Source organism: Stenotrophomonas indicatrix, from assembly GCF_002750975.1.
Lineage (GTDB): Bacteria > Pseudomonadota > Gammaproteobacteria > Xanthomonadales > Xanthomonadaceae > Stenotrophomonas > Stenotrophomonas indicatrix.
The window spans coordinates 1,430,247-1,442,638 of the sequence record NZ_PEJS01000001.1 but is presented as its reverse complement, the minus strand read 5'-3'; the positions used below and the strand labels follow the sequence as shown (position 1 = coordinate 1,442,638).

At 67.9% G+C, this 12,392-nt stretch carries 10 protein-coding genes; 6 read left to right on the top strand and 4 right to left on the bottom strand.

Going from position 1 to position 12,392, the window contains the following annotated elements; all coding sequences use genetic code 11:
* Positions 1 to 52 precede the first annotated feature (52 nt).
* The 3 genes from yajC to queA all read right to left on the bottom strand — a co-directional run bounded on the left by yajC (position 53) and on the right by queA (position 2,869).
* A complete protein-coding gene (gene yajC / locus CR918_RS06805) occupies positions 53 to 397 on the bottom strand; it encodes a preprotein translocase subunit YajC (protein WP_025875124.1) in 345 nt (114 codons plus the stop codon).
* A 136-nt stretch (positions 398 to 533) separates the two neighbouring features.
* Entirely contained in the window at positions 534 to 1,664 is a 1,131-nt protein-coding gene (tgt, locus tag CR918_RS06800) for a tRNA guanosine(34) transglycosylase Tgt (protein WP_025875126.1), read from the bottom strand.
* A gap of 137 nt (positions 1,665 to 1,801) precedes the next feature.
* Complete coding sequence (gene queA, locus CR918_RS06795) at positions 1,802 to 2,869, bottom strand: tRNA preQ1(34) S-adenosylmethionine ribosyltransferase-isomerase QueA (protein WP_033830878.1); 1,068 nt, start codon at positions 2,867 to 2,869, stop codon at positions 1,802 to 1,804.
* A 210-nt stretch (positions 2,870 to 3,079) separates the two neighbouring features.
* Here queA and CR918_RS06790 point away from each other — a divergent pair, with 210 nt between their 5' ends.
* Positions 3,080 to 4,576, top strand: coding sequence for an aminotransferase class III-fold pyridoxal phosphate-dependent enzyme (locus tag CR918_RS06790; RefSeq protein WP_099842305.1), 1,497 nt, complete (start codon positions 3,080 to 3,082; stop codon positions 4,574 to 4,576).
* A 194-nt stretch (positions 4,577 to 4,770) separates the two neighbouring features.
* Positions 4,771 to 5,364, top strand: a complete 594-nt coding sequence (locus tag CR918_RS06785; RefSeq protein WP_099842304.1) for an LOG family protein — start codon at positions 4,771 to 4,773, stop codon at positions 5,362 to 5,364.
* Between the two features lie 19 nt (positions 5,365 to 5,383).
* Here CR918_RS06785 and CR918_RS06780 read toward each other — a convergent pair whose 3' ends face one another.
* A complete protein-coding gene (locus CR918_RS06780) occupies positions 5,384 to 8,230 on the bottom strand; it encodes a bifunctional diguanylate cyclase/phosphodiesterase (protein ID WP_099842303.1) in 2,847 nt (948 codons plus the stop codon).
* A 247-nt stretch (positions 8,231 to 8,477) separates the two neighbouring features.
* Between CR918_RS06780 and CR918_RS06775 the strand changes: the two genes are divergently transcribed.
* The 4 genes from CR918_RS06775 to CR918_RS06760 are packed head-to-tail and all read left to right on the top strand — an operon-like array spanning position 8,478 to position 12,376.
* Entirely contained in the window at positions 8,478 to 8,996 is a 519-nt protein-coding gene (locus CR918_RS06775) for an RNA polymerase sigma factor (RefSeq protein WP_229291374.1), read from the top strand.
* Positions 8,993 to 9,976, top strand: coding sequence for a hypothetical protein (locus CR918_RS06770; RefSeq protein ID WP_099842302.1), 984 nt, complete (start codon positions 8,993 to 8,995; stop codon positions 9,974 to 9,976). The genes CR918_RS06775 and CR918_RS06770 overlap by 4 nt, the downstream gene beginning before the upstream one ends.
* Positions 9,977 to 10,010: 34 nt before the next feature.
* Positions 10,011 to 10,601 carry an IMPACT family protein gene (locus CR918_RS06765; protein WP_099842301.1) on the top strand — a complete coding sequence of 197 codons (591 nt, stop codon included), beginning with the start codon at positions 10,011 to 10,013 and terminating at the stop codon, positions 10,599 to 10,601.
* The gene (locus tag CR918_RS06760) at positions 10,598 to 12,376 is read left to right on the top strand and encodes an ABC transporter transmembrane domain-containing protein (RefSeq protein ID WP_099842300.1); all 1,779 of its coding nucleotides are present in this window, start codon (positions 10,598 to 10,600) and stop codon (positions 12,374 to 12,376) included. The genes CR918_RS06765 and CR918_RS06760 overlap by 4 nt, the downstream gene beginning before the upstream one ends.
* The last annotated feature ends 16 nt before the right edge of the window (positions 12,377 to 12,392 follow it).

Below are 12,392 nucleotides of genomic sequence, written 5' to 3'. Positions count from 1 at the left end.
CCCGCGCGGCGCCATCCCCGGCGCCGCGGTTGTGCTTCAGAAAGGGAGTGGCTTACTTGGCCGAATCCAGGGTGCCGGTCGGCAGCACGCTGCCGACAGCGCCCTTCTGCACGCGGATGCGCACGTTCTCGGCCACTTCGACGGTGACGAAGTTGTCGCCGATATCGGTGACCTTGCCGGCGATGCCGCCGTTGGTCAGCACTTCGTCGCCGCGCTTGATCTTCTCCAGCATGGCCTTGTGCTCCTTCTGCCGCTTCATCTGCGGGCGGATCATCAGGAAGTACATGATGGCGATCAGGATGATCGGGAACAGCAGCGTGGTCAGGCCCATGCCCTGCGGTTGGCCGCCAGCGGCCTGGGCGTGGGCGGCGGGAATCAGGAAGGCAAGCAGGTTCATCGTTGGTCCTTTGGTTGGGCGGCGCTTCGGCCGTTTCACGGGCACGAGGTGTCGACCGCGGATCTGGGTCAGCCTTGAAGTATGCCACGGCCCCGGGCGTTCGTCCTTGGGCCGTTTGGCAGGGGGTGCTACGGGTTTACAGGGGCGGCGCTACCGCCCCGCGTGCTGCGTAGAAGGACTCGCGGAAGGCCAGGAAGGTTCCCGCCTCGATGGCTGCACGGATGTCGGCCATCAGTTTTTCGTAATAGAAGAGGTTGTGCTGGGTGCCCAGCATCGGCGCCAACATCTCGTTGCAGCGGTCCAGATGGCGCAGGTACGAGCGGGTATAGCCGCCGGCACAGGCCACGCAGCCACAGCCCGGCTCGATCGGGTCCATGTCCCGCGCGTACTGCGAATTGCGGATGCGGACGGTGCCAAACGAGGTGAAATAGTGGCCGTTGCGCGCATTGCGGGTCGGCATCACGCAATCGAACATGTCCACGCCACGGGCGACACCCTCGACCAGGTCTTCAGGGCGGCCAACGCCCATCAGGTAGCGCGGACGGTCGGCCGGCAGCTCCGGATCCAGATGGTCGAGCATGGCGTTGCGCTCGTCTTCCGGCTCGCCCACGGCCAGGCCGCCAATGGCATAGCCGTCGAAGCCGATCCCCTGCAGGGCCTCGGCCGAACGGCTGCGCAGGTCGGTGTGCACCCCGCCCTGGACAATGCCGAACAGGGCCGCATCGTTGCCCAGCTCGTCATGCGCGTTGCGGCTGCGCTGGGCCCAGCGCAGGCTCAGTTCCATCGACCGGCGGGCGACGTCCTCGGTGGCCGGGTACGGCGTGCACTCGTCGAAGATCATCACCACGTCCGAATCGAGCACCTTCTGGATCTTCATGCTCTCCTCCGGGCCCAGAAACACCCGGGCACCGTCGGTCGGCGAGGCGAAGGTCACGCCCTGCTCGGTGATCTTGCGGCGGTGGGCCAGCGAGAACACCTGGAAGCCGCCGGAGTCGGTCAGGATCGGGCCATCCCAGCGGCAGAAGCCGTGCAGGCCGCCGTGGTCGGCGATGATGTCCAGGCCCGGCCGCAGGTACAGGTGGAAGGTGTTGCCGAGGATGATCTCGGCGCCCAGCGCACGCACCTGGTCCGGCAGGATCCCCTTGACCGAGCCATAGGTCCCCACCGGCATGAAGGCCGGCGTTTCCACCGTGCCACGCGGGAAGGTCAGGCGGCCACGGCGGGCGCGGCCATCACGGGTCTGGAGCTGGAACTGCAATCGGGACATGGAGCGGTCGTTCGGGCAAATAGTCGCCCATTGTCTCCCAAAACCGCCCTTCCTGCTCCGGTGGCGCCGGGCCATGCCCGGCGGATGACCCGCAACTGCTGCCCGCCGGGCATGGCCCGGCGCTACCCACCTCGCCCCTAACCCGCCTGCGGGAACAGCAGCATCGCGTCGCCGTAGCTGAAGAAGCGGTAGCGCTGCTCGATCGCGTGCTGGTAAGCCTCGAACACGCGCTCCTTGCCGGCAAACGCCGAGATCATCATCAGCAGGGTGCTCTCGGGCAGGTGGAAATTGGTCACCATCGCGTCGACGCTGCGGATCCGGTAGCCGGGGGTGATGAAGATCTGCGTTTCGCCCGCGAACGGCAGCAGCTCGCCCTCACGCATCGCGCTTTCCAGCGCGCGCACCACGGTCGTGCCCACGCCGATCACCCGGCCACCGGCCGCACGCGTGCGTCGCACCTGCTGCACCAGCTCGGCACCGACGTTCAGCCACTCGCGGTGCATGACGTGGTCCTTCAGGTCGTCGGCGCGCACCGGCTGGAACGTGCCTGCGCCCACGTGCAGGGTGACGTGGCCGAAATCCACGCCCTTGTCCTTCAGTGCTGCCAGCAGCGCCTCATCGAAGTGCAGGCCTGCGGTCGGTGCCGCCACGGCGCCCACTTCGCGCGCGAACACGGTCTGGTAGCGCTCGCGGTCGTCCACACCGGGCTCGCGCTGGATGTAGGGCGGCAACGGCAGCCGGCCGGCGTGCAGCAGCCACTGCTCCAGCGATTCCGGCACATGGAACTGCAGCACGTAGAACTCGCCGTCGCGCCCCAGCACTTCGGCTTCGCCACCGGCATCCAGGGCGATGCGGCTGCCGGCCTTCGGCGACTTGCTGGCACCAACCTGGGCCCGGGCCTGCTGGCCGCCGAGCAGGCGCTCGATCAGGATCTCCACGCGGCCACCGCTGGCCTTCTGCCCGAACAGGCGCGCCGGAATCACCCGGGTGTCGTTGAACACCAGCAGGTCGCCCGGTTGCAGCAGCGATGGCAGGTCGCGCACCTGCAGGTCGGTGAAGGCGGTCGGCGCCGGTGGCACCAGCAGCAGGCGGCTCGCCGAGCGTTCGGCCAAGGGGGCCTGGGCAATCAGTTCGGCCGGCAGTTCGTAATGGAAATCGGACTTCTTCAAGGCAGTGGACGGCAACAGGTCGACAATGGCGCGCATTGTACGTCCAGCGTCTGCGAGCCGGCACGAGCGAGGCCGAACGTCGCGCAAAATGCTGCTATGCAGCAGTCTTTTGCGGGGTTATCGCGCAAAAAAACAAGTGCTAGCATCGACGAGGAAGTCCGCTGCACGAGCCCGCCCCAAGCGCGCGTGAAGACGCGCGTTTTGCTTTTGAAGGCCCGTGCGACCCAACGTTTCAGGAGATCTGCAATGAGCTTCATCGAACGCCTCGCCCCCCTCCGCACCCAGCCCGGCACCCGCCTCACCAACGGCCTGGATGACGCAACCCTGACCGCCCTCGCCGCCAACCACCCGCAGCTGGTCGCCGCGGTCGATGCCGCTGCTGCCGAATTCGCGCGCGTGCAGGCTGAGCTGGGGCCGCTGCTGGCACAGGATGAGCAGGCGCAGATCGATGCCATGCAGGACGGCTTCGTCAATTTCTACGCCGATGATGCGGTGACCCCGTACGTGGCGCTGGCCGCGCGCGGTCCGTGGGTGGTCACCCTGAAAGGCGCGGTGCTGTACGACGCCGGCGGCTACGGCATGCTGGGCTTCGGCCACACCCCGGACGCCGTCATGGAAGCGATGTCACGGCCGCAGGTGATGGCCAACATCATGACCCCCAGCCTGTCCCAGCAGCGCTTCATCACCGCCCTGCGGGCCGAGATCGGCCACCGTCGTGGCGGCTGCCCGTTCACGCGCTTCATGTGCCTGAACTCCGGCTCTGAAGCGGTTGGGCTGGCCGCACGCATCGCCGACGTCAACGCCAAGCTGCAGACCGACCCGGGTGCCCGCCATGCCGGTGCGGCAATCAAGCGCGTGGTCATCAAGGGCAGCTTCCACGGCCGCACCGACCGACCGGCGCTGTATTCCGATTCCAGCCGCAAGACCTACATGCAGCACCTGGCCAGCTACCGTGGCGAGGAGACGGTGATCACCGTCGCCCCGTACGACGAGGCCGGCCTGCGCAAGGTGTTCGAGGATGCCGCGCACAACAACTGGTTCATCGAAGCGGTGTTCCTGGAGCCGGTGATGGGCGAAGGTGACCCGGGCCGCTCCGTGCCGCCGGCGTTCTATGCGCTGGCCCGCGAACTGACCCGCGCCCACGGCAGCCTGCTGCTGCTGGACTCGATCCAGGCCGGCCTGCGCGCCCATGGCGTGCTGTCGGTGGTCGACTATCCGGGCTTCGAAGGCCTGGACGCGCCGGACATGGAAACCTACTCCAAGGCACTGAACGCCGCGCAGTATCCGCTGTCGGTGCTGGCCGTGACCGAGCACGCCGCGCAGCTGTACCGCAAGGGCATCTACGGCAACACCATGACCAGCAACCCGCGTGCGCTGGACGTGGCCTGCGCCACCCTGGCCCAGTTGACCCCGCAGGTCCGCGCCAACATCGCCGAGCGCGGTGCCGAGGCCGTGCGCAAGCTGGAGCAACTGAAGAACGAACTGGGCGGCCTGATCACCAAGGTGCAGGGCACCGGCCTGCTGTTCTCCTGCGAACTGGCCCCGCAGTTCAAGTGCTATGGCGCCAATTCCACCGAGGAATGGTTGCGCCAGCACGGCATCAACGTGATCCATGGTGGCGAGAACTCGCTGCGCTTCACCCCGCACTTCGGCATGGACAGCAGCGAGCTGGACCTGCTGGTAGGCATGGTGGGCCGCGCACTGCGTGAAGGGCCGCGCCGCGAACAGGCGGCCGCTGCGTAATCCCAGACCCTTCTAGAGCCGGGCGCTGCCCGGCTGAAGGGCTGGCCGTGATCTGAACGAAAGACCGCCGGGCATGACCCGGCGCTACAGAGAACAACGGCAAAGCCTCATAATTGCCCGGACACCCCGCCCTGCGACCGGCTTCACTGGTTGACCGCGGGGCGTTTTCGTTTCCGGCCAAGACAGGAAGATCCATGAAGTCGATCTGTGTGTACTGCGGTTCCAACGCTGGCAGCAAGCCGGTCTACACCGAACGCGCCATCGCGCTGGGCGATCGCATCGCCCGCGACGGCATGCGCCTGGTGTACGGCGGCGGCAATGTCGGTCTGATGGGTACCGTGGCCAATGCCGTGCTCGCCGCCGGCGGTGAGGTCACCGGCGTGATTCCGCGCCAGCTGGCCGACTGGGAAGTGGCCCATCGCGGCCTGACCGAACTGGAGATCGTCGGTTCGATGCATGAGCGCAAGTCGCGCATGTTCGATCTGTCCGATGGCTTCGTCGCCCTGCCCGGCGGCTTCGGCACCATGGAAGAGATCTTCGAGATGCTGACCTGGCGCCAGCTTGGCATCGGCAACAAGCCCTGCGCGTTCCTTGATGTGGACGGCTTCTATGCGCCGCTGATCGGCATGATCGATCGCATGGTGGAAGAGCGCTTCCTGCACCCCGAGCAGCGCCAGGACCTGTGGTACGGCTCGGACATCGAAGAGTTGCTGGCTTGGATGAAGAACTACCAACCGGCCCAGGCCTCGAAGTGGATCGACGAGAAGCGCCGCGCGGCGCTGCGTTGAAGACTACGTGCGCGGTGGCTCAGGCTGCCGCGCGCGTCCACGGTGCCGGCCGGCCCAGCAGGTAGCCCTGACCGTAGTCGCAGCCGAGCTCGAACAGCGTGTCACGCTGCGCCTCGGTCTCGATGCCTTCGCCGATCGTCTCGATGCCCAGCGTGCGTGCCAGTGACAGCACGCCTTCGACCAGCGCGCGCGTGCTCTGTGCCTCCGGGCCGTGCAGGCCGGCAATGAAGCTCTGGTCGATCTTCAACGTGCTGATCGGGAAACGGTGCAGGTAGGACAGCGCCGAGAAGCCCGTACCGAAATCATCCAGCTGTACCTGGATGCCGCGTTCACGCAGGCCCTTCAGGATGCGCAGCGTGTGTGGACCGTCGTCGAGCAGCGCCACCTCGGTGATTTCCAGGCGCAGCCGCCGCGGGTCCGCGTTGCTCGCCTCCAGCAGGCCATACAGGCGCCCGCTGAACTCGGCGGAGCGGAAATGCCGTGGCGACACGTTGACCGACACATAGCCACGCCCGCCGTCGGCAAGGCCGGCAATGACCTGCTCATAGATCAGCCAGTCGACCTGTTCGATCAGGCCACTTTCCTCGCCCAGTTCCAGGAACGCGCCTGGCAGCAGCAGTCCACGGCGCTCGTGCTTCCAGCGCAGCAGGGCCTCGTGGCCGACCACCTCGCCGTCGGAGAGGCGCACGATCGGCTGGTAGAACGGCACGAAATCACGGTTGTTGATCGCCCGCCGCAGGTCGGCCTCGAGATCCAGGCTGCGCAGCGCCTGCTCGCGCATTTCCTCATCGAAGATCGAGCAGCGGTCGTGGCCCTGGGCCTTGGCCCGGTACATCGCCGCATCGGCGTCGCGCAGCAGTTCCTCGCCGGTGCGATAGCGCGGGTTCCACAAGGCGATGCCCAGGCTGCCGGAGGGGAACAGCTCGCGACCGGCGATCCACATCGATTCCTGCAGCGCCAGCAACAGCCGCTGGCCGAAATCCAGTGCCTGCGCCAGGCCCTCCGGACAGTGCAGCAGCACGGCGAACTCATCACCGCCCAGGCGCGCCACCACATCATTGTCGCCGGCCATGGACACGATGCGCTTGGCTACTTCCACCAGCATGCGATCGCCGGCGGCGTGACCGATGCTGTCGTTGACCAGCTTGAAGCGGTCAAGGTCCAGGAACAGCACCGCGAACACCGGGCCACCTTCGCGCCGGGCCAGCGCCAGCGCATCCTGCAGCCTGTCCAGCAGGTGCAGGCGATTGGGCAGTCCGGTCAGCGCGTCGTGCATCGCCTGGTGGGTCAGTCGCTGCTCGGCGCGTAGGCGCTCGCCGATCTGGCCCAGCAGCTTTTCGTTCACCTCGCCCAGCTCGCGGGTGCGCTCCTCCACCCGCTTTTCCAGCTCGGCATGCGCCGAGCGCAGTCGTTGCTGATCGCGCTGGCGCGCAAGACCGGTGCCGATGTTCTGCGCAACGAAGATCAGCAGGCGCTGGTCATGCACGCTGAAGGCGATCTGCTCGGTGTAACTCTGCACCACGATCGCACCGACCACTTCGTCGTCGCGCAGCAACGGCACGCCGAGCCAGCACTGCGAACGTGCGCCGGATTCGCGCACCTCGCCGGTTTCCAGCAGCGCATCGATCTGCGCACGCGAGGCCAGCAGGGGCCGACGATGGCGGACTACGTACTCGGTCAGGCCACGACTGAACGCGCGCGGTGCACGACTCGCGTTGTGCTCGTCGACCGAGTAGACGAAATCCAGCCCATCGCCCTCGGCATTGACCAGCGCGATATAGAAATTGCGCGCATCCAGCAAGCGCCCGACCACGCCGTGTACCTGCCCGTAGAACTGCGCCAGGCTGTCGGCCGACATCGCCATTTCGGCGATGTTGTACAGCGCTGTCTGCAACTGCTCGGCGCGGCGGCGCTCGGCCACTTCATCCTGCAGGCTGAGATTGGCGCGCTGCAGTTCCTGCGTGCGCCGTTCCACCTGCTGCTCCAGCCGCACCTGCGCCTGGCGGCGGTCCATGGCGGTCTGCACGTGCTGGGCGACAAAACCCAGCAGGGCCCGTTCGGCCTCGCCGTAGCGGTCGGCATGCTCGTAGCTCTGCACCACGATCGCACCACACACCCGGCCATCGCGCAGCATCGGCACGCCCAGCCAGTCCAGGCTCTCCGGGCCGCGCTGCGGGTCGTGCTCCTGGTCTACCCGCGCCAGCAGTTCGCGCGAAGGCCCGCTCAACGGCCGGCCATGCCGCAGCAGCGCTACTGTCAGGCTGCGCGGCATCTGGTCGATGTCGTAGCCTTGGGCAGGATCGGCGACGAAATCATCGACCTGGTCGGCGAAGTACAGGAAGCGGATCTGCCGGCGGGCATCGTCATACTCGACGATGTAGCAGTTCTGCGCGTACATCAGCGTGCCCAGCACGCCATGCACGTGGCGCAGCATCTCGCTCATTTCCAGGTCGGCACCGGCCAGGTCGGCAATCTGGAACAGGGCCTGCTGCAACCGCTCAGCTTCTTCCAGCGCCTTGATCTGCCCCGCCTGGCGGCCCCGCTGCAGGGCCAGCTCCATGGCCTGCCGGGCCAGCCCCCACCAGGCCGGGGAAGGCATCGCGCCGCGTACCGACAGCAGCAGCCGGGCGCCGTCGTATTCCCAGCCATGGCGGCCTTCAGCGTGGTCGGCCAGTGGCTGCCAGATGTCCTCCTCGCCGCCGCCGATCGGCCAACCGCCCTGCCCGCTGCCGAGCTGCGGATCGTCCCAGCCGACGCGCACGATCGCCGTTTCCGGCAGCAGCGCATGCAGCGCGCGCACCAGCGCTGCGCTCAGCACAGGCTCGTTGTTTGACGCTTCCAGCGCGCGGTCGGCTTCGGTGGACAAATGACGTTCTCTTGGCGCCGCCTGAGCGCCGCCTCCCCTGAATTACCGAGCATAACGCGCCACCCGGGGGGCAATGGAAGCCCGGCAACCCCGAAACGTGCCGTCGGGCGTTTTTCCTTTCGATCCCCTCCCGGTTCCTGCCGTGACTGTCGCCCTGTCCCACCCCATCGCTGGCTATGCGCCACCGCCTGCAGGGCTTACCCTGTACGGCGTGGATGCCAGCGCCCTGCCAACCGATGAAGCCTTGATGCTGGCCTGGGCCGCCGGTGAAGTGCACGCGTTCGAAAGCCTGTATGCCCGTCATCGCAAGCGCCTGTTCGGCTTCCTGCTGCGGCAGCTGCGCGACACCGCGCTTGCCGAGGAGATGTTCCAGGACGTCTGGCAGCGGGTGATCAGCGCGCGTGCAGGCTGGCAGGCCGATGCCGCCTTCAGCACCTGGCTGTTCCGCATCGCCCACAACCGCCTGAACGACCACTGGCGCGCCGCCCGCCATCGCCCCCCTGCACCGGCCGATGCCGATCTGCGCCTGGCCGCGCTGGAAGATGGGCAGACACCGGAAGCGGAATTGTCCGAATTCGAGCAACGTCGCCGCATCCAGCTGGCGATGGAAGAACTGCCCGCAGAACAGCGCGAAGTGCTGCAGCTGCGGCTGGAACAGGAACTGAGCCTGGAGGAGATCGGCCAGATCACCGGCGTTGGCCGGGAAACCGTGAAATCGCGGCTGCGCTATGCGATGGACAAGCTGCGTGCGGGACTGAACGCATGAACCGAGACGATGCACTGACGCCGGAAGAACGCGAACTGGCACGCCTGCTTGGGCGCCGCACCGAACAGGGCCCTCCGCCGGCACTGGACGCGGCGATCCTCGCCGCTGCGCGTGCGGCCGTGGAGACGCCAGCACGCGAGGCGGCCCCAGCGCCGGTGGCACCGCGCACGCCGCGCCCGCGCCGCCGCTGGCCGGCCGTATTCGGCGTGGCCGCATCGGCGGTGTTCGCCGTTGGCATCGCCTGGCAGATGCGTCCAGAGCCGCCCTCGGCCCCTGCCGAGGCAGTTGCCACCGCGCCGGCTGCACAGGAAATGGCGGCCGATGCGAGCGCCGAAGGCACGGCCTACGACAGCGCGGCCGCCGATGTCGCGGCCACCGAAGCCGCACCGGTACCTGCACCGGCCGCAGCACCAGCACCTTCGGCGGCCAAGGCAGCACCGGCTCCGGCACCAGCCATCGCGGAGGTGGTGAAACCCGCGCCTGCCGCACCCCGGCAAGCACCCGCGCCGATGATGGCGCCGGCACCGCCACCTGCGCCTGCAGCAGACACAGCGTTTGCACCGCCTCCGATGCCAGCGGCAGCGCCCCCCGGGGCCGAAGCCTATTCGGCACCTGCGCCTGCGGCCCCTGCCGCGACGATGAGGGCGCGCAAGGCCACTGCGGCGGCGGCCGAATCAATGTCCTCCGCACAGGCCACGGCCGAAGACCGCGTCGCGCTCACCGCGGCCAAGCAGGACGCGGCCGGCAGAACCGCGCCTGGCGTCATGCGCCGCGCAAGCGACGCGAACCTCACTGCGGACGCGGTACAGGCCGAAGTGCAGGCCGATGCCGGGCTGCCACGCCGGCAATGGCTGCAGAAGATCCGCGAGCGCCGCGACGCCGGCCAGCGCGACCTGGCCCGGGCGAGCCTGGAGCGTTATCTGCAGACCTATCCAGAGGCGCGCCTGCCAAAGGATGTGCGACCGTTGCTGGACGACTGAAACACGTCGGCGGCAAGCCCGTAGAATGAAGGGAATGCCCGACACCCTCGCCCAACCGGTCAACCACACCCTGGACGTCAAGCACAGCCGCTTCATCGCGCATGCCGCGCCGATCAAGAGCGCGTCTGCGGCGATGGCATTTCTGCAGGACGTATCGGTAGCCGATGCGACCCACAACTGCTGGGCCTACCGGCACGGCCAGGACTATCGCTCCAGCGATGACGGCGAGCCCGCCGGCACCGCGGGCCGCCCGATCCTGGCCGCCATCGATGGCCAGGGATTCGACCGGGTGATGGTGGTGGTCACCCGCTGGTTCGGCGGCATCAAGCTGGGCGCCGGTGGCCTGGTCCGGGCTTACGGCGGCGCCGCTGCCGAATGCCTGCGCACCGCGCCGCGCCTGCCACTGGTGGCGATGGCGCGGCTGCAGCTGGTGGCTGGATTCGAGGACCTGGGCGCGCTGCATGCTGCGCTGCCGGCCCACGCGGCCGAAAAGCGCGATGAACAGTTCGATGCCAATGGCGTGAGATTGCGGGTTGAATTGCCCGCAGAGCAGGTCGACGCATTGAAAATCCGCCTGCGCGACGCCACCCGTGATCGTATCCGTATCCAAGATGACCCTCGATGACTGACAAGGACGCACCGGCGACCGACCCGGCCTCCCCGCCGCTGCGCCGCCTCGGCAGCCTGCGCACACTGTGGCCGTTCGTGCGCCGCCACAGCGGATTGTTCAGCGCCTGGCTGCTGGCCCTGGCCGTTTCTTCGGCAGCGACCCTGAGCCTGCCGCCGGCGGTGAAGCAGATGATCGACCACGGCTTCAGCAGCGGGGGCCAGATCAACCGTGCCTTTGCTCTGCTGATGCTGGTCGCTGTGGTGCTGGCGTTGGCGACGGCGGCGCGCTTCTACTTTGTTTCGCTGCTCGGCGAGAAGGTCGTGGCGGATCTGCGCAGCCGGCTGTACGCGCACCTGATCCAGCTCGGCGCCGGCTTCCACGACCGCAGCCGCAGCGGCGAGCTGGTTTCGCGCCTGACCGCCGACAGCGAACTGCTGCGCAGCGTGGTCGGCTCGACCATGTCCGTGGCGCTGCGCAGCAGTGTCACCGTGGTCGGCAGCCTGGCGATGCTGTTCGTCACCAGTCCGCGGCTGGCCGCCTGGTCGCTGCTCGGCATCCCGCTGGCAGTGCTGCCGATCATCATCGGCGCGCGCAAGCTGCGTACCATCGCGCGCAGCAGCCAGGACCGCATTGCCGATGCCAACAGCCTGGCCAGCGAAACGCTGGGCGCGGTGCGCACCGTGCAAGCGCATGCGCGCGAGCCCTATGAACGCGGCCGTTTCGACCATGCGCTGGGCGATGCGATCCGTGCCGCGCGCCGGCGCATCGGCGCGCAGTCGCTGGTGACCGCCAGCGCCATCCTGCTGGTGTTCGGTGCGATTGTCGGGGTGTTGTGGCTGGGCGCGCACGACGTCATCGACGGGCGGCTCAGTGCCGGTACGTTGGGCCAGTTCGTGCTGTACGCACTGATCGGTGGTGGTTCGGTCGGTGCGCTGGCCGAAGTGTGGAACGAGCTGCAGCGCGCATCCGGCGGCATGGGCCGCATCGGCGAGCTGCTGCAGGAAGACATCGAGATCCGTGCGCCGGCCAAGCCGCGTGCGCTGCCACAGCCTCTGCGTGGCGAGATCCATTTCGACGACGTGGTGTTCAACTACCCGCAGCGACCGGACCAGGCCGCGCTGGATCATTTCAACCTGCACGTGCGGCCGGGTGAAACCGTCGCCCTGGTCGGCCCGTCAGGCGCCGGCAAGAGCACGGTGCTGTCGATGCTGCTGCGCTTCCACGATCCGGCAAGCGGCCGCATCTGCGTGGACGGCATCGATGTGCGCGAGGTCGATCCGGCCGAGCTTCGCGCGCAGCTGGCGCTGGTGCCGCAGCAGCCGACATTGTTCGCCGCCAGCGCACGCGACAACATCCGCTATGGTCGGCTGGAGGCCAGTGACGCCGAGGTGGAGGACGCAGCCCGTGCCGCCGAGGCCGACGCCTTCCTGCGTGCGCTGCCAGAGGGCTACGACAGCGAACTGGGCGAGCGCGGTGCCCGCCTGTCCGGTGGCCAGCAGCAGCGCGTGGCGATCGCCCGCGCCTTGCTGAAGGACGCACCGATCCTGCTGCTCGACGAAGCCACCAGCGCGCTGGATGCACAGAGCGAACATGGCGTGCAGCAGGCGCTGGAACGCCTGATGGCCGGGCGCACCACGGTGGTCATCGCCCATCGGCTGGCGACCGTGCTGAAGGCCGACCGCATCGTGGTGATGGACCATGGCCGTATCGTGGCCGAGGGCACGCATGCGGAGCTGCTGGCTGAAGGCGGCCTGTATGCGGAGCTTGCACGCCTGCAGTTCATCGATTGATGACGGCCGGCTAACA

Bases quoted from the DNA above. Each gene is read 5' to 3' on its own strand.
- yajC (WP_025875124.1), bottom strand. From the start codon at position 397: ATGAACCTGCTTGCCTTCCTGATTCCCGCCGCCCACGCCCAGGCCGCT.
- tgt (WP_025875126.1), bottom strand. From the start codon at position 1,664: ATGTCCCGATTGCAGTTCCAGCTCCAGACCCGTGATGGCCGCGCCCGC.
- queA (WP_033830878.1), bottom strand. From the start codon at position 2,869: ATGCGCGCCATTGTCGACCTGTTGCCGTCCACTGCCTTGAAGAAGTCC.
- CR918_RS06790 (WP_099842305.1), top strand. From the start codon at position 3,080: ATGAGCTTCATCGAACGCCTCGCCCCCCTCCGCACCCAGCCCGGCACC.
- CR918_RS06785 (WP_099842304.1), top strand. From the start codon at position 4,771: ATGAAGTCGATCTGTGTGTACTGCGGTTCCAACGCTGGCAGCAAGCCG.
- CR918_RS06775 (WP_229291374.1), top strand. From the start codon at position 8,478: ATGCTGGCCTGGGCCGCCGGTGAAGTGCACGCGTTCGAAAGCCTGTAT.
- CR918_RS06770 (WP_099842302.1), top strand. From the start codon at position 8,993: ATGAACCGAGACGATGCACTGACGCCGGAAGAACGCGAACTGGCACGC.
- CR918_RS06765 (WP_099842301.1), top strand. From the start codon at position 10,011: ATGCCCGACACCCTCGCCCAACCGGTCAACCACACCCTGGACGTCAAG.
- CR918_RS06760 (WP_099842300.1), top strand. From the start codon at position 10,598: ATGACTGACAAGGACGCACCGGCGACCGACCCGGCCTCCCCGCCGCTG.